The sequence below is a fragment of the Hirschia sp. genome (assembly GCF_058892565.1).
Window position 1 is genome coordinate 40,852 of record NZ_JBZXVU010000005.1, and the last position, 17,302, is coordinate 58,153.

The window sequence follows — 17,302 nt, forward strand, 5'->3', positions numbered from 1 at the left end:
CAGAGCAGCATAACACCACATTTCCCGTCTGTTTATTCCAATCAATTTTACATAATTCCATCTTAAACCTGCTGAGCATAGACTTTTCGATGAATTGAGCGTTAACTATTCACCTTGGGACAAGGGGAAATGGACATATGCTAAATTCACGTACAAAACTGATAGGCATCGCGTTAAGCGCGCTTGGTGCAACATCTTGCGTATTCTTCAATACAGATGACAACACGCATGAACAAAAACCCTTTATAGAACCTCTCATACTCTCACAAAGCCAATGCTCTGGTGGGCCTAAAAAAACCACACAAACAGCACAAGATACTTCTCTGGAAACATCAATAAGCTTCGACTTTGCTAAGCCTTTCCCACTTCCAGACGATATTGTCGACATTTTCCACTATCCCATATCCACATCCAATAAAGATGCACAGCACTGGTTTGATACTGGGTTAGCGCATATGGCAAACTTCAATCACGACGAAGCAATTGCCGCTTTTCGCAAAGCACAAGAAATCGATGCAAACTGCGCCATGTGCTTTTGGGGCGAAGGCCTATCCTTTGGCAGCAATATCAATGCACCTTTTGATGCAAAGCGCGGTGCCGCCGGCTTGATCGCAGTTCAAAAAGCGCAAACACTGGCAAATAGTGCCTCAAATCGTGAAGCCGCTCTTATTGGCGCTTTAGCGACGCGCTATTCAAAATTGGAAGACGGCAAAACAGTAGAAAACGCAGAAACCTACGCAAAAGCCATGCATACCGTTGCGCAAGATTATGCAGATGACAAAACAATTCTCACACTTGCCGCCGAAGCCAATATGGACACGCAGCCTTGGGATTATTGGGAAGCTGGTGCACGCACTCCTAAAGGCCGCACCGCACAAACGCTTGAACTCCTTGAAACAGCCCTTTCAATAGATCCTGAATTTGCGCCGTCTATCCACCTTTACATTCACACAACCGAAGCCTCGGTGAACCCGTTTCGTGCCGAAAAATATGCAGACACTTTAGCACAGCAAAACCTTGGCGTTGGGCATCTCGTGCATATGCCATCCCATACCTATTTACGATTAGGTCATTGGAAAAAATCAAATGATGCCAACATAGATGCGATAGCTGCGGATGAAGCCTATATTGCCAACAGTAAAAACGGCATGGCTTATGCCCAATCCTACTACCCCCATAATGTTCATTTTCTCGTCGCAAATGCTCAACTTGGCGGCGATGCCTCAACAGCTCTGCAAATGGCAGACAAGCTAAAACAACTCGTCAAATTAGATCCAGATACTTTATCTCCATTCGGTGAGCACATCGCTGCAGCACCTATTTTCACGGCGCTCCAATTTGATGATTCCGATGCAGTTTTGATAGTGGAAAAGCCTGCTGACGCTCAGCTATACCTACTAACAGCTTGGCATTATGCGCGCGGCACATCTCTATTGCGCCAAGGTGATAAAACCGCCGCCAAGGCCGAACTTGCAGCATTAAGTAACCTGACAGACAAACCTCAAATCGCTGATTATGAAGCCTTTGGACTGCCAATGTCCGGCGTGATTGAAGTTGCGCGCCTAACGCTTGCAGGGCGCATTTCCGCATCCGATGGTGATCTTACAAAAGCAATTAACAAGCTAGATGAAGCTGCTGACATTCACGACCAGCTTTCCTATATGGAACCAACATGGTGGCATTACCCCACGCGGCAGACACTTGGCGCAATGCTCATTCAAGATGGTCAGTTTGACCGCGCCGAAAGAGAATTTTACAGAACGCTGATCAAATCACCCAACAATGCCTATGCCTTATATGGGCTAGCTGAAGCCTTCAAAGCACAAGGCGACACAATATCTGAAACTTATGCGCGTCATCTCTTTGATGACGCATGGATTGGCGAAACTGGAAAAACACCTGATATCTCAGACCTTTAATCGTCCGCTATACTTGCAAGCCTATGTCAGCGCCGATAGCGGAGGAAGCCCCTCCGCCGCCCACTCGACCTGCGCAAGCTTTCTAGACTAAAACCGCGAAAATAGATTTTCCATAAGCTTGAGCGCCAATTCATCATGATCTGAAATCGTGCCAGAAAGCATTAGATTAAATTGCTGATCATCAATTTCCGCCCAAAGCGCGGTATCACCTGCATAGCTATCATTTGCCGGACGCGTCAAAATAACAGCGCGATCACCTAAATCTGCGATTTCTTCTCCGCCCAGCTCAAGCATTCTGTTTAAATCAGTGTCGCCCTGCTTATAGCGCGCAAAAGTTACGCTCTTAGCAGTCGTGCCATATCCTGCATTCCATTTACAGCCAGCCACGCCATATGCCGAGCTATATAAGCCACTGTCTGCATCTGCACCGATCAAATTTGCAATACTTTCATCCGACCAGATTGAACAAAAATCAATCGCAGGCTTAATCTCACGCATTTGCTTGTCTATGCTTGGAGCCGTTGGCAATTTTGCAGCAATCTCTTCAGCCGTCACCGTCAACAATTCAGCATTCGTGTCCATGCCGGTTACAAAAATCGTGACCAGCTTATCATCCTGCTCAAACCCCATCGCATAGGCTAATTCTTTATCCCAAGCTGTGTCGTACAATATCGCAGCATTTTGCCCAGGCCCAGCCTGCTCTTTGATAACTGGCGGCGTTTCAAGGTTATATTTGCGATCTTGAAGCGGTGTCGCACTTGCCTTTGGTTCTACAGAGACTTGCACCGAAAAGCCCGCATTCTTAGACCATAAACACAACTCATTAGACACTTCTCTACGCAGTAGCTCATGGTTTGTTTTTACTGTTGCTATGGCTGTACTGTCTGACAAGAAAGGACACGGAGCCGTCTCCACAACTGTCTCACTAACAAGGCCAAATAGCGCATCGCGCTCCAATGGTGCCTGCGTCAAACTAAAGTCAATTTTAGCCTCAGCCTCTTTATTTTCTGGTGAAAGCAATGAAGAAGCCTGCTCAGACGATTGCTCTGCTGGAGCAGAAGCGACACCGTCCGATGCGCTTTCATTGCCGCAAGCTCCAACGCTTAAACCAGCGATTAAAGCTGCGCAAAGCCACACATTTTTATTAATCATCAGCTATCTCCCCACTTTCGCTATATTGTGTATAGCCGGAAAACAGGTAGATGAACACTTCGCTTTTTATGAGCTTAAATTCATCAAAAATCTAAACTCGCGCCGCCAACATCCGCATCAGCCTTTCATTTAGCTCGCGCTGCTCAGCCTTGCCCTTCAGCTTGGCACCGTCAGAAAACTGCGCATAGAAACGAACACGGCGAGAGTTCTTAATCGCCGCCGCCGCCGCGACACCGCCAATCACCGAATTAGCCCAAGTCACAATCGCTTTTTGTCCCCAGACAAATTCCGGCAACATGAAATTTGCGCCCGCTCCCGGCAGGCCAGCAAGCCCAGACGCCAGTACAGCCTTCGTCCAATCGCTAGACTTGTCCCACCAGCGTATCCACCAGCTATCGCGAATTTGAACGGCAACAATCTCTTCTAGGCGGTAGTTTACAGCTCTAAGCTTCCCCCCTTCACCGACATATAATTGCATACCGGAACGCACAAATTTGGCTTTCGGGTGAGGAAGAAAATCTCCGCCTATAACTTCAATTTTCAAGAATTTCCTCCATGCTCATAAGTAGGAGAATACAAAACGCTACTTGCGCTTTTCAATCAAGAGGTTTGCTTGATATCGGCTGTTTATTCTGCTTCACAAATCGCCACCAAAACCCCAAAGCAACAGCATTAAAAATCAAGGCTGTCATAATAGTTGGCAATATAGCTGCATCCCCAACATCTTGCCATAATAGCTTACTGACAATCAGCTTGAGCACACCACCCAGATTGGCGACCAACACACCTGTCCAGAAACTTCGTCGCCACAACGCCGTAGCCAACAATCCTAGAAACACCACGACAAGAACCACAAAGCCGATAAATCCATATAGAGACAGCGCCTCAAGCATTTGTCGTTCGCTCTCTAAAAACGCCACCACATAAGGCTTTGGGCTCTCAGGTGCGGGAAACACTATTGCGCTCAACGGAAAGAAAAGCCCTAGCGCAATCAACAAAACTGGGCGACGAAACCAAGCCGCAGCACAAAAGGCAATGATGATCAAAGGACGGATATACCAACTCCACTCATTATGGTGTCGTGCCCACGCCCAATCTATCAAGTCAGGAAGAAAGTCCATTTCCGTCCCTATCAAACAAGTTTAGAACGCGCGACTTCAAGCTGAAGGCGCTTAATCTCTTTCATCAGCGCAAACCGATTAATTTAACTATACAGTCATGCACAGGAAGAAAAAGGTTCAAAAAAGTTTGAACTTACATAAAACTATATGGCTCAATATCCAGAGACACGCGCACTGAACTAGACAATTTTATACGCTCACGCCACGCAGATAAATAAGCTGAAAGGTCCACATTTCGGTTTGCGCGTATCAGCATACGACGGCGATGACGCCCACGCAAAACCGCAATCGGTGCCGGTGCCGGTCCCCAAATATCCACACCATCCGCATTGGGCGCACCGCGCACAAATGTTGCTGCTGCATCATCAGCCGCAAGTGAATTTTCTGCCGAAATCACCACAGCAGCCAAACGTCCAAATGGCGGAAAGCCCAACTCTTCGCGTGATTTCATTTCCAATTCCATGAACCAATCACGATCATTAGCTAGCAATGCCTGAATACTTGGAGAATCTGGTGCATAGGTCTGGATAATTGCGCGACCGGGTTTATCCGCCCGCCCAGCGCGCCCGGACACCTGCGAAAGCAGCTGAAAAGTGCGTTCCCCCGCGCGAAGGTCAGAGCCTTGCCCGCCCTTAAGTCCGGAATCAGCATCCACTGCGCCAACCAATGTCAGATTTGGGAAGTTATGCCCTTTGGCCGCAATCTGCGTACCAATCAAAATATCAACTTCACCCTGCTCCATGCGTGAAATTATGCCATTGAGTTCTTCAGGGTTTCGGGCCGTATCCGATGAAAACACCTCAACACGCGCACCTTGAAACAACCCGCGCACCTCTTCGGCCAAGCGCTCCACCCCCGGCCCAACGCCCATTAGCGAATCTGCCGCGCCGCAATGGGGGCAATTCACCGGCTTCTTCATGGAAAACCCAGTAAGGTGACACACCAGCATTCCCGTATAGCGATGTTCGGTCAGCCAACTTTCAGTGTCCGGCGCTTTAAGACGCTCGCCGCATCCTTTACAGATCACCAAAGGCGCATAACCACGACGGTTGAGATATAATAATGATTGCTCTCCCGCATCCAGATTTTGCTCAAGTGCATCCACGAGCAAAGGCGAAAGCCAACAATCTTTCGCCGGTGGATTTTCCTTCATATCTGCCAGTAAAATATCCGGCAGAACAGCCGCACCCGGCCGCGCTAAAAGTTTTATATGCTGATAACGCCCCTGATAAGCATTCGCCAATGTCTCAAGCGATGGCGTAGCAGACGCTAGCACAACAGTTGCCGATCCTAAATGCGCGCGCATAACGGACAAATCCCGCCCCTGATAGACTGCCCCTTCATCCTGCTTATAAGAACCATCATGTTCTTCATCGACAATGATCAAGCGTAAATTCTGGAACGGCAAAAACAACGCCGATCGCGCCCCGACAACAATCTGCGCACGTCCAGCCCCCACTTCACGCCAAACACGGCGACGCTCTTTTTGTGTTGCATTAGAATGCCATTCTGCAGGCGCTGCCCCAAACCGATTTTCAAAACGTTCTCTGACAGCTTGGGTCAATGCGATCTCAGGCAGCAAAACCAATATTTGAGCATCAGGCTCTGTTCGAAGCGCTTCGGCGATAGCTTCAAAATAAACTTCTGTTTTACCCGACCCCGTCACACCATCCAGCAATATTGGCTTAAATTCTTTGCTACGCACAGCCTCACATAATGAATCAGCACCCGCTTGTTGCTCATCTGTCAGATCAAAGCCTTTGAGCTCAGAATTAGGCTTGCCAAATGGCTTATCAATGGGCGCTTCATGTTGCGCTAAAGCACCGCTATCCACCAAACCTTTTACAACACCAGTTGAAACATCAGCTTGGCGCGCAAGTTCTGCGGCAGTCATGCCCTGATCCGCACTTTGCGGTGCAATATCCAAAACTTTCTGCCGCGCCGGTGTTATGCGGGGCAAATCACTTTTCGTGCGATACACATAGGTTTCAGTTGGAGACGGCAATAATGCATCACGCGATCGCAAACACATTGCCAACATATTGCCCATTGGCGTGCAGGTATATTTTGAAGATCGCTCCACAAAATCGCGCGTCACTTGCGGCATTAATGGCGTAGCTTCCAACACCTCTTCAACATATTTTAAAGGCCGTTTTGATGGTCCTTGTTTTAATCCCCAGACAACCCCTGTCACAGACCGCGCTCCCAGAGGCACAGTGACAAAAGCGCCAACTTCAACTTTCATATCTTCATGCAAACGATAGTCGAATGCTTCGGGCAGAGGCATTGGCAACAACACGCTGGCGATCTGATATTCAGGACCGAGCTGAAATTCTGTTTCGGGAAAAAGACTCATATCCGTGTTTTCGCCTGTTGATGAAGCCGCGACAAGCACCATTCGCATTTTTCCAACAGAAAACCTGCACCCATTCGACACTGCGTCCACACTGAATTAACTTCAACACGGCACAATATCGATATGGACAACACAATTTCTACACACACGCACACACATGCACACGCCCCGAACACAGCTTCGCAGGCGCTATATGCCTTCGTGGAACACCTCACCCACGAACGAAGAATGTCTGAACACACGATAGACGGCTATCGCCGCGATGTGGGAAATTTCCTTGGGTTCTTAGTCAACCATTTAGGCGGCGAAGCGCACGTCAATGACCTTGTCAATCTAACACCCAGTGATGTGCGCGCTTGGCTTGCATTTCGCCGCGCCAATGATGATTTACAGGCCACATCTATCAGCCGCGCATTATCAGCTGTACGCGCATTTTTTAAATATCTAGATCACCAGCTTGATAAGCCTAATGCTCGCATCCAGATGGTCAAAGCTCCCAAACGTCCGCAACGCCTGCCTCGCCCAGTCTCGCAAGAGATTGCAAAAAACCTTTTAAAAGAGGTTGAAAATCAAGATGTTGAGCCCTGGATTGCTGCACGAGATGCCGCCATGGTCGCGCTCATGTATGGTGCTGGACTTCGTATTTCAGAAGCGCTTTCCTTAACCGATGCCGATGTTCCAGCAAGAGATATTTTGCGCATTCAAGGTAAAGGAAATAAGGTACGTCTTGTTCCGCTTATCCCTGCAGTACGCGATGCGCTCAATGTATATTATGAAAAGCGCCCATTTTTAAGCGATGAAGAAGGCCCGCTATTTCGCGGGGTAAAAGGCAAGAAACTCAATCCTCGCATTATTCAAAAACTCATTGAAAAACTGCGTATTAGCATGGGTTTACCAGATACAGCCACCCCCCATGCTCTGCGCCACTCATTTGCAACACACCTCCTTGCCAATGGGGCAGACTTGCGCTCAATCCAGACTTTACTTGGACATGCCAGCCTATCATCAACCCAAATATATACAGGCGTAGAAGCAGACAGATTGAAAGCCATACACAAAGCAGCCCATCCTCGCGCTTAGCAAGAATGGGCTGAATTTATTGTATTTTTAGTCGCTAAAACTTAGCGAGCAAAGCTTGGTTTACGGCGCGGTTTGCCATCAGATGGTCCACTGCGTTTAGCTCCATTGCCACTAGGTTTCTTAGGCGAGCTAAAACCACCATCATTGCGGCGGAAATCCGGTCCATCTTCAGACCGTGGACCACGTTTCTTGAAACGGTTTCCATTACCTTCACCATCAGCACGGTTAGAACCGCCGCCTTTACCTGGGTAAGTTGGACGCTCAGAACGCCCGCGTGGTGTTTGCTTGCGCTCACCATCGGCAGACTTTTTCTTATTCCAAGTGCGCTCTCCGCCCTCAGAACGGCCGCCCTCAGAACGGCCACCTTCTTTGCGATCATTACCCCATGAACGACCATCAGCAGCGCGTGTTTTATCATAGTTTGTACGAGGACGCGGGTTTGATCCCTCATATCCACGACTTGGAGGACGCTCACCTGCCATACGTTCATCACGGTTAGGCGGTCTACGATCACCACCATCACGGCCTTGGTATCCACCACGACTTTCATCACGTCCACCTTCACGGCGTCCTTGATAGCCACCGCGACCTTCGTTGCGACCACCTTCAGAACGACCTTGATAACCGCCACGACCTTCTTCACGACCACCTTCACGGCGACCTTGATAGCCACCGCGGCCTTCTTCACGACCACCTTCACGGCGTCCTTGGTATCCACCACGGCCTTCTTCACGACCACCTTCACGGCGACCTTGGTATCCACCACGGCCTTCGCTACGGTTATCACGGCGTCCTTCTGATCTACCTTCAGAACGCTCACCTTCAGGACGTTCGCGTCGTGCGAAACGGTCATCACGGTTTGGACGCTCTTGACGTTCCCCACCTTCAGAACGCTTAAAGCGATCTTGACGACCTTCATAGCGAGGCTCTGAACTTGCTTCAGCACGGAATGGACGTTCTTCACGTTGAGGGCGATCTTCACGCTGTGGACGATCATCACGCCCTTTGTAACCGCCGCCATCGCGACCACCACGACCTTCTGAGCGACCACGACCACCATCACGTCCGCCACGTCCGCCATCGCGACCACCACGGCCACCGTCACGACCGCCGCGTCCACCATCGCGTCCACCACGTGCACCATCTCTGCCGCCGCGTCCACGTGGACGCTCTTCAATAACAGGGGTGGCATTTGCAGTGATTTCTTCAGCTTGGTCGATAAATCCTTCTGGAAGATCCACGATAGGAATTTTCATACGGATTTGACGTTGAATATCAAGCAAGTATTTCTTTTCGTCACGAGACACAAAAGAAATCGCTTTACCTTCACGCCCTGCACGCGCAGTCCGCCCAATACGGTGAACATATTGCTCTGGTACGTTTGGAATTTCATAGTTGAACACGTGCGATACGCCCGGGACATCAATACCACGCGCTGCAATATCAGTTGCCACAAGCACTTTTGAATCACCATTACGAAATGCTTTCAAAGCGCGTTCACGCTGAGCTTGAGATTTGTTTCCGTGGATAGCACCACAACGGATACCAGCATTCATCAATTTAGAAACAACTTTGTCTGCACCATGTTTGGTACGCGTAAACACCAATGCACGGTCAATTGATTCATCTTGTAAGTTCACAAGAAGCAATGGACCTTTTTGTGCTTGGTTCACGTGAGACATAGTCTGTGTCACGCGCTCAGCAGTTGTAGACTCTTGAGCAATCGACACTTTTTTCGGGTTTGTCAAAAATTGGTTTGCCAGCCCTGACACGTTTGATGGCATTGTCGCAGAAAAGAACAATGTTTGGCGTTCTTTTGGAACAGCAGCAGCAATACGGCGCAATGGGTGAATAAACCCAAGATCAAGCATTTGGTCTGCTTCATCAAGAACAAGTTTCTCGACGTAAGAAAGATCAACAGCGCCCTGCTCCATCAAGTCAATCAAACGACCCGGTGTTGCAACTAAAACGTCTGCACCACGGTGTAGATCACGCATTTGTTTACGAATAGGAACACCACCGAAAACTTTCAGTACGCGCAATGAAAGACATTGGCCATATTTGCTGAATGCTTCAGCAATCTGGCTCGCAAGTTCACGCGTTGGCGCAATAACAAGGCAACGCACAGCACCAGGACCGGGCATGTCTGGAAGTTTACAAAGGTGGTGAAGAAGCGGCAAAGCAAAAGCTGCTGTTTTACCTGTACCTGTTTGAGCGATACCTAGAATATCGCCGCCTTCCATAACCAATGGAATAGCTTGTGCTTGAATTGGAGTCGGTGTTTCGTAGCCTTCTTTATCCAAGGCTTTAAGGACTGGACTAGCCAGATCAAAATCAGAAAATTTTGTCACGATTTACTTTCGCATACATGTGAACGCAAAATATAATCAGGCCCCTTTCTCATCAGAAAGGCGCACGGGCGCTCGTTAAAGAGACGACCCGCGTGAATTGGGGCGTTTGTGGAATGTGCGTCTCAGGGGGCCAGCTCAAGTGCGGATTTCTCCCGCGCGTGCTTCACGCTGCCAGTCTTACCCATGCGTTTTGTGGAAACGCATCGCAGTCGGCCGTATGCTAGACTTCATCAGATAAGTCAAGTGGGATGCTGCCATGCAATTGTGCAAAGACGAAACAACACCTGACTTCGATTTGATCTAACAAGTAGTTATTTTTTCGAAGATGTTTCCAATACTGAGAGAAATTCTTCTGAAAATGGCTTGCGCCACACTTCAGGACTTCCATCCGTTTGAGCCGGTTCAACAGCTAGAATATCTGCAATCATTCCGTGAACGTTGACGTTCTCAAACACATCAATTGTTTCACCCGATTTAAACGCAGGGCCCGCTGCAATGAAGGTCGCATGCATATCCCTTAACGTGTTTAAATATCCATGATTACCTTTAGGGCTTGCTGTCCAACCGCGTTCCTTTGCTTTGACTTCAGCATTTCGCGTTGTCACAAACCAGTCGGGATCTATCGTCACCATGATCGGCGGTGTTCTATCATGCGGTGCTGAACCTTCAGGTCTGTGCGTGTAGACCTCTTCGCCAAGCCTAGCCATCATGTGCGGATGAGCGTTTTGCAATTGAGCAAGTAACATTGGTGTATCATTGGCATTTAATGGCCAAATCGCCGCAAACGGCCCTAAATCAAGATTACGTTCCCGCACCAATGACACGTCAATATAATCATCAAGATAGATCTTCTTTTCAAAATCAACATTCAACATGCCGTGATCTGATACGATGATTATATTTGTTTCTTCTAGTATCTCACGCTCTTTTAAGCCATCCAGAAGCTTGCCAACCATACCATCCATTCGTGAAATGGCGGCTTTTTCTTCTGGCGAGTCAACGCCAAAACGATGTGCGTTCACGTCAATATCATCATGATAAAGCGTAATAAAATGAGGGCGAGCATCGCCTGCGCGGTCCAAATGCTCCAAAACCATATTAACACGTTCGTGCGGAAATTTCGTCATTAGGTTTGAATAGGCAATTGAATATGTCGGACCAATTTCATTGATACTGGCTTCGGACCCAACCCAACCAGCAGTGGCGGTACGCACGCCTTGTGATTCAAGTATATTCCAAATTGGAACACCGTCATCCCACCATTTTTCAACGGATGAACTATCATTAGTAAAGGTCTCGTCAAAAACTGGATCATAAGGACGGTTGACTAGAAAGCCGTGATTTTCAGGATGCAATCCAATCGCTAAAGCGTAGAAATTAGGAAATGTCTTGGAAGGAAAGACGGGTTGCATCCCCTTGGCCCGCACACCACGCTGGACCAGACTATCAATATTGGGCGTATCTGCTCTATCTACACCATCCCATCTCAAACCATCTAAGCCGATCAAAATGACAGTTGAACGCTCTGAGTGAGCATTTTCATAACCATCAACCACCTCTGATATTGATGTCGTATTTTCAGGAGTTGTCGTACAAGTCGCTAACCCCAAAAAGAGAATAGCTAATAAACTTGAGAACCTAAATTGATGTGGCATGAATCACCTAAGAATGAAAAATTACATGAAACAGTAATTCCACCCCGTGACATCGTGATGACATGGCTCGCACTGAATGCAATTTAAACATGCTGATCGATTAAAATGGGATTCCCGTCAGGGTCGATCACAATAAAGCTGGCTGGACCAGTCGTCGTTTCATCAGCTTGCGTCGTTAATTCCACCCCATTCTTCTTCAGATCTTTCTGTATATCGCGAACGTCAGTGAATGTCTGAAGTGTGTTGGTTTCGGCATCCCAACCTGGGTTAAAGGTCAGCATATTTTTATCAAACATACCTTCAAATATGCCAATAATCGTCTGGCCATTTTTTAAAATCAACCAACCTTGCTCCTCATGTCCTCCAAAAACCTCAAACCCTAATTTCTCATAGAAAGCTTTAGATATTTGAAGGTCTTTTACCGTCAAACTTAATGAGAACAAACCCAATTCCATGCCCAATCTCCTTCTGTTATAATTAACCATACACAATTTCTAGGAGATAGAAACAACCTCAAACTTTGAAGACGTAGGTTGACCATTTCGAATAGGAATAATAAGCCATCCAAATGACCTATTATTCATCCCCTTCAGTCATCTGGAAGCTGCTCCTGATATAGGAGCGGTCGACTAGCGTGTCTGTTGTCGGCTGTGGAACATCCACGACCGACAAATTTTGGTTCCAAATGTTTCGCAGTCTTATTTTTCAAAGCGGAAATTGAACCATGACTTTCAAACCATCCAATCAACTTGTCGGTTTCGCGCTCGCCGCTATTGGTGCCACTTTGTTTTCTACAAAAGCACTCGTTATCAAATTGGCATTTATCCAGGGTGCTAGTGTCGAGCTGATGATGGTTTTAAGAATGGGTTTTTCACTACCTATTTTTATAACTGTCGGCTTTTTAGCGTGGCGCAAGCAAAAACATAAAGGTATTGCCCTAACTCCAACTCGCATCTTCCAAACATGCGGATTAGGGATATTGAGTTATTATGTTTGCACATGGTTGGACTTTGAAAGTCTGCACTATATTTCTGCACAATTAGAGCGATTGATACTGTTTTTATATCCAACTTTTACAGCTCTTTTTGCTTGGATATTCTTAAAAGACAAACTCACAATCCGACACATAACTGCGCTGGCATTTTCATATGTTGGTGTCGCCATTCTTATTGGACCAGAACATCAGCAATTTGGTAATTCAGCATTGTGGGGTGCTAGTCTTGTACTCCTCGCCGCCATTTTGTTTGCAGCCTATGTCACTCTATCCAAAGCAACCATAACGGCAATCGGCTCACCTCTTTTCACATCAATTGCCATGTCAGCAGCTGCAATCGCAATCATGATACACTTCATATGCGAAGCGAGTTTGGGTATTGAACAGATAGAAATATCAACCGAAATCTTCTGTTATGGGATCTTTCTTGCGATTTTCTGTACAGCAATTCCAGCCTTTGCCATGTCTGAAGCAATTTCACGCATAGGCCCAGGTCTAACCAGCGCTTTGGGCGGTCTAGGTCCGGCAGTAACGGCCATTCTAGCGGTATGGATATTAAATGAACCCTTTGGTTGGCCACATTTTATCGCACTTGTATTCGCAATTTCGGGCGCAATGATACTCGTCATGATGCCTAAACAAGAACAAACTTCACCTAAATCGAACATCAAAAGAGACACCGAATATGACTAATTTTTCTTCTGCTCAGCAAAACTTTATCACGGCCCTTAAAGCCCCTGATTTTATGTTCGAAACGACATTAGAATTCATTGAAACTTGGTATGAATTTACGCCAACGGCTTTCACAAATGGCAAAGTTGAGAATAACGCTTCTGAAAACCAAGGGAGCTGTAAAATTTTCGCCCTCCAAAAGCTGCTTAACCTTACCACAGAACAAACGCTGCTCTCTTTTGGTCAGCACTATAGAGATGTGCTAAATACACCCAACGCAGAGAACCATTTTAACTTAAGAACCGTCGTAAATAACAATTCGGTTGATGTTGAGTTTGAGAGCTTTCCTTTGAAACTCAAATAGCCTTACATCACACTGGATCAACCCATTCGAGCATTGAGGATCAAGCCTTTGAAGAAAATTCTGTTTGGAATAACGATAGCCTTGTTTCTCAATGCCTGCGCAATGCATACGCCTGTCGACAATATTACGACCGTGTATTTAGTTCGCCATGCTGAAAAAGAAAATGACGGCACGAAGGATCCAAGCCTCAACCTGCAAGGACAAGCCCGCGCAACTTATCTTGCCCAGCTGCTAAATGACGTAAAATTTGACGCAATATATTCAACACCCTATCGGCGCACGACTGAAACAGCTGCGCCGGTCTTCGCTCAATCAGGGTTAGTTAGCCTCACATCCTATGCAGGCAATGATCTTGAAGACGTCGCGCAGATGATAAACGCCAAGCAAGGCACATATCTCATTGTTGGGCACAGCAATACAACGCCTCAATTAGTCAGCATTCTCATAAAACGCGAAGTTCCACCGCTTAAAGAAAGTGATTTTGACCGGCTCTACAAAGTAACGCTGCATTCTGACGGTGACACTCACTTAGAAATGCTGCCCTACACACCCCCTTCCTAACACCCTATCTCACGACATTTCGTCTCTCCCACAGGCACTAGCTAAATAGTGTTTGACGTTTATCGATAAACATGTACTTTATATTTTAAAGTTCTTTACTTGAGAGAAGTCATGTCAACATCAAATGCAATAAACGACCTTGGATATTTACGCTCACTTGCAGAAGAAGGTGCCGCTGCGCCAAATGTGAATGGGCGCTACTACATTACTTTTGGCTGCCTTGGTGCGATTGCTCTAACAGCACATTGGGCCATAGCAAGCGGAGTGATTGGACTTCCATTATCAACACTCGCAATCGTCTGGTTGGGGTTTGCGTTACTATCACCAATTGCTATTTTCCTGCTTTCTCGATCATCCCATTCCAAACCGGGACAGGGTTCAGCGAGCAACCGCGTGACACGACTGTTTTGGACAACGGCCTCTCCCGCCATGTTCTCAATCTGGATTGCCCTTTCCTTCGCCGCATACTTTAGAAACATATCCCCCATTGTTTTTGATATGCTGCCCATTATCGCCTTCTTCTCATATGGCGTCGTATACATGGTTGAAGCAGGCATGGAAAAAGCAAGCTGGAAACGGTTTGCAGGTCTTGGTGGAATTGCAGCTGCTGTAACAATGGCCGCACTTATTGGAACTGCCGAAGCTTATCTAGGCGCTGCAATAGCCACACTACTCATCGGTGTAATACCCGGAGCAATAATGATGCGCCGTGAACCAAAAGAAGTGGTATAAGCTTTAGAATGAGCGAGAACCCATTTGACCATGGCGAGATAAATGATCTCATTCACTCTCGCCTTCGCTTAGGCGTCATGGCCTATCTATCTACAGCCCACGCCGCCATATTTGGAGAATTAAAAGCCAAGGTAAATGCAAGCGACGGTAATCTATCTGTGCAACTCAAAAAATTAGAAGAGGCTGGCTATATCACTATCGAAAAAAAGTTTGTCGGCAAGAAGCCACAAACCACAGCCATCCTGACAGATAAAGGCCGACAAGCTTGGCTAGCGTACCTTGCGCATATGAGGTCCATGCTCGATGCAGCAGAATAATAAGCAAAGAAGCCCGCGATCAGAAAATCGCGGGCTTCTTATTATCAGCTGTATTAAAAGCTGTATTACATTTGCATTGTCCAACCTTCAACGCCCATCGCAGCCTGACGAACTGCTTCTGATTGCGTTGGGTGTGCGTGGCATGTACGCGCAATATCTTCTGAAGAAGCTTTAAACTCCATAGCAATACAAACTTCGGCAATCATCTCACCAACACCTGTACCAACCATGTGCGCACCCAGCACTTCATCAGTTGCCGCATCTGCGATGATCTTCACAAAACCATCTGTTGTGTGATTACAGCGTGCACGTGAGTTTGCCATGAATGGGAATTTACCCACTTTGTATTTCACGCCAGCAGCTTTGAGATCTTCTTCTGTCTTACCAACCCAAGCAATTTCAGGACTTGTGTAAACAACACCCGGTACGAGATCATAATTCACATGACCAGCTTTACCCGCGATGAGTTCAGCAACAGCAGCGCCATCATCTTCAGCTTTGTGCGCAAGCATTGGCCCAGTTGTTGTGTCACCAATAACCCAAACGCCGTCAGCGCCTGTCTTAAAGTGGTTGTTTTCAATGACGCCGCGCTGGTTTGGCGTAATGCCAACTGTTTCAAGACCAAGACCCTCTGTGTAAGGCTTACGGCCAATCGCGACCAAAACAACATCAGCATCAATCACTTCAGCGTCACCGCCTTGTGCCGGCTCCATCGTCAATTTCAGTTTTGATTTTAGTTTTTCAACGCCAGTCACTTTCTGACCGAGTTTGAACGTCATGCCTTGCTTGGTCAAAATTTTCTGAGCTGTCTTAGCAACTTCCATATCCGAACCAGGAATGATGCGGTCAAGATATTCAACAACAGTTACTTCTGCGCCAAGACGTGACCAAACGGAACCAAGCTCAAGCCCGATAACACCAGCACCGATAACGATCATTTTCTTCGGCACACTAGAAAGGCTCAATGCGCCCGTTGACGTCACAATGCGTTCTTCATCAACAGCAATGTTCGGCAAGTTAGTTGGAACAGAGCCTGTCGCAATCACAATGTTTTTTGCTGAAAGTTCAGCCGCGTCCTTGCCTTCAACAACCACTTTACCAGCACCAGCAATGCGGCCTGTACCGTTGAAGACTTTGACTTTGTTCTTCTTCATCAAGAAAGCGACACCTTCAGTCAGGCCCTTTACCGCTTCTTCCTTTTGCTTAAGCATTTGAGGAAGGTTCAATTTGACCGTGCCAGTCTCAATGCCAAGGCTTGCAAAATTGTTTTTTGCTTCATCAAAAAGTTCAGACGCGTGAAGCATGGCTTTTGAAGGAATACATCCAACATTCAGACATGTTCCGCCAAGGGTAGAAGATTTTTCAATTATTGCTGTTTTCAAGCCCAACTGACCACAACGAATGGCACAGTTATAGCCACCAGGGCCGGCTCCGATTATGACGACATCAAAAGTCTCAGACATTGTTTTTCCTGTTTCCGCAATTGGGCAGAATTTGAACGATTTGTCGCGAACCTATACTTGCTTGCGGTAAGGTCAACATATCCTAAGGCCGCAAAGAGATTTGGTAGCGCTATAAAATACCGTTCCTGTAAAAAAAGTTGCATTCAACTGATATGTTGCAACAGGTTTCGTAAATCTAACACTAATTTTGCTGCCTCTACACAGAAGGTCGCTTAGATAATTTTGGGGCAATCCAGATCATACACATTGTCCCAGCCGACATCAAAAATGCTATCGGGATTTTTATCCAAAGCGGAAATATCGCAAATATCGCGCCGTACACTAATGCACCAAGAACAATGATAATCGTTGCAACAATCCACGCAGGCAAGTGACTTTTCAGCCATGTCGCATTCTTTTTAGGACATAGAAAAACTGTAATAAAAACGCCTAGCCATAGCGCCAGAATCCACAACCCAATACCAACAATCATTCCTACACCCGCAACTTTGGCCATTAATAAAATAGTTACAGCCGCGATAAGCCCTAAAAAAGTTGCGATAATAGATTGCATAAATAGTCCCTT

General features: G+C 46.9%; 16 protein-coding genes. 7 read left to right on the top strand and 9 right to left on the bottom strand.

Annotated elements, in window-relative coordinates; translation table 11 throughout:
* Nucleotides 1-137 precede the first annotated feature (137 nt).
* Entirely contained in the window at nt 138-1,919 is a 1,782-nt protein-coding gene (locus AC5EF3_RS02040; RefSeq protein ID WP_493546834.1) for a tetratricopeptide repeat protein, read from the top strand.
* A gap of 87 nt (nt 1,920-2,006) precedes the next feature.
* Here AC5EF3_RS02040 and AC5EF3_RS02045 read toward each other — a convergent pair whose 3' ends face one another.
* The 4 genes from AC5EF3_RS02045 to AC5EF3_RS02060 all read right to left on the bottom strand — a co-directional run bounded on the left by AC5EF3_RS02045 (nt 2,007) and on the right by AC5EF3_RS02060 (nt 6,548).
* Entirely contained in the window at nt 2,007-3,071 is a 1,065-nt protein-coding gene (locus AC5EF3_RS02045) for a hypothetical protein (RefSeq protein ID WP_493546835.1), read from the bottom strand.
* A 91-nt stretch (nt 3,072-3,162) separates the two neighbouring features.
* Nucleotides 3,163-3,615 (bottom strand): hypothetical protein, encoded by a 453-nt coding sequence (locus tag AC5EF3_RS02050; protein WP_493546836.1) that lies wholly within the window; start codon nt 3,613-3,615, stop codon nt 3,163-3,165.
* Between the two features lie 52 nt (nt 3,616-3,667).
* Complete coding sequence (locus AC5EF3_RS02055; RefSeq protein ID WP_493546837.1) at nt 3,668-4,192, bottom strand: hypothetical protein; 525 nt, start codon at nt 4,190-4,192, stop codon at nt 3,668-3,670.
* A 133-nt stretch (nt 4,193-4,325) separates the two neighbouring features.
* On the bottom strand, nt 4,326-6,548 hold the full coding sequence (locus AC5EF3_RS02060; RefSeq protein ID WP_493546869.1) for a primosomal protein N': 2,223 nt from the start codon (nt 6,546-6,548) through the stop codon (nt 4,326-4,328).
* A 123-nt stretch (nt 6,549-6,671) separates the two neighbouring features.
* On the opposite strand from AC5EF3_RS02060, the gene AC5EF3_RS02065 reads away from it, so the two are divergent.
* On the top strand, nt 6,672-7,628 hold the full coding sequence (locus AC5EF3_RS02065; protein ID WP_493546838.1) for a tyrosine recombinase XerC: 957 nt from the start codon (nt 6,672-6,674) through the stop codon (nt 7,626-7,628).
* 41 nt (nt 7,629-7,669) lie between these two features.
* Here AC5EF3_RS02065 and AC5EF3_RS02070 read toward each other — a convergent pair whose 3' ends face one another.
* From AC5EF3_RS02070 to AC5EF3_RS02080, 3 genes are all read right to left on the bottom strand, one after another.
* Nucleotides 7,670-9,979, bottom strand: coding sequence for a DEAD/DEAH box helicase (locus AC5EF3_RS02070; RefSeq protein ID WP_493546839.1), 2,310 nt, complete (start codon nt 9,977-9,979; stop codon nt 7,670-7,672).
* A 311-nt stretch (nt 9,980-10,290) separates the two neighbouring features.
* Nucleotides 10,291-11,634, bottom strand: a complete 1,344-nt coding sequence (locus tag AC5EF3_RS02075; protein ID WP_493546840.1) for an alkaline phosphatase family protein — start codon at nt 11,632-11,634, stop codon at nt 10,291-10,293.
* Nucleotides 11,635-11,717: 83 nt separating this feature from the next.
* Nucleotides 11,718-12,089: a VOC family protein gene (locus tag AC5EF3_RS02080; protein ID WP_493546841.1), complete on the bottom strand. Its 372-nt coding sequence runs from the start codon at nt 12,087-12,089 to the stop codon at nt 11,718-11,720.
* A gap of 269 nt (nt 12,090-12,358) precedes the next feature.
* Between AC5EF3_RS02080 and AC5EF3_RS02085 the strand changes: the two genes are divergently transcribed.
* The 5 genes from AC5EF3_RS02085 (at nt 12,359) to AC5EF3_RS02105 (ending at nt 15,274) form a co-directional block, all read left to right on the top strand.
* Nucleotides 12,359-13,321: a DMT family transporter gene (locus AC5EF3_RS02085; RefSeq protein WP_493546842.1), complete on the top strand. Its 963-nt coding sequence runs from the start codon at nt 12,359-12,361 to the stop codon at nt 13,319-13,321.
* Complete coding sequence (locus tag AC5EF3_RS02090; protein WP_493546843.1) at nt 13,314-13,664, top strand: HopJ type III effector protein; 351 nt, start codon at nt 13,314-13,316, stop codon at nt 13,662-13,664. Before AC5EF3_RS02085 ends, AC5EF3_RS02090 begins: the two co-directional genes overlap by 8 nt.
* A gap of 48 nt (nt 13,665-13,712) precedes the next feature.
* Complete coding sequence (locus tag AC5EF3_RS02095; RefSeq protein ID WP_493546844.1) at nt 13,713-14,225, top strand: SixA phosphatase family protein; 513 nt, start codon at nt 13,713-13,715, stop codon at nt 14,223-14,225.
* Nucleotides 14,226-14,336: 111 nt separating this feature from the next.
* Nucleotides 14,337-14,957, top strand: coding sequence for a hypothetical protein (locus AC5EF3_RS02100; RefSeq protein ID WP_493546845.1), 621 nt, complete (start codon nt 14,337-14,339; stop codon nt 14,955-14,957).
* Nucleotides 14,958-14,965: 8 nt separating this feature from the next.
* Nucleotides 14,966-15,274 carry a winged helix-turn-helix domain-containing protein gene (locus tag AC5EF3_RS02105; RefSeq protein WP_015828068.1) on the top strand — a complete coding sequence of 103 codons (309 nt, stop codon included), beginning with the start codon at nt 14,966-14,968 and terminating at the stop codon, nt 15,272-15,274.
* A gap of 65 nt (nt 15,275-15,339) precedes the next feature.
* Here AC5EF3_RS02105 and lpdA read toward each other — a convergent pair whose 3' ends face one another.
* On the bottom strand, nt 15,340-16,737 hold the full coding sequence (gene lpdA, locus AC5EF3_RS02110) for a dihydrolipoyl dehydrogenase (RefSeq protein ID WP_493546846.1): 1,398 nt from the start codon (nt 16,735-16,737) through the stop codon (nt 15,340-15,342).
* A gap of 196 nt (nt 16,738-16,933) precedes the next feature.
* Nucleotides 16,934-17,290, bottom strand: a complete 357-nt coding sequence (locus AC5EF3_RS02115) for a hypothetical protein (RefSeq protein ID WP_015828070.1) — start codon at nt 17,288-17,290, stop codon at nt 16,934-16,936.
* Nucleotides 17,291-17,302 lie beyond the last annotated feature (12 nt).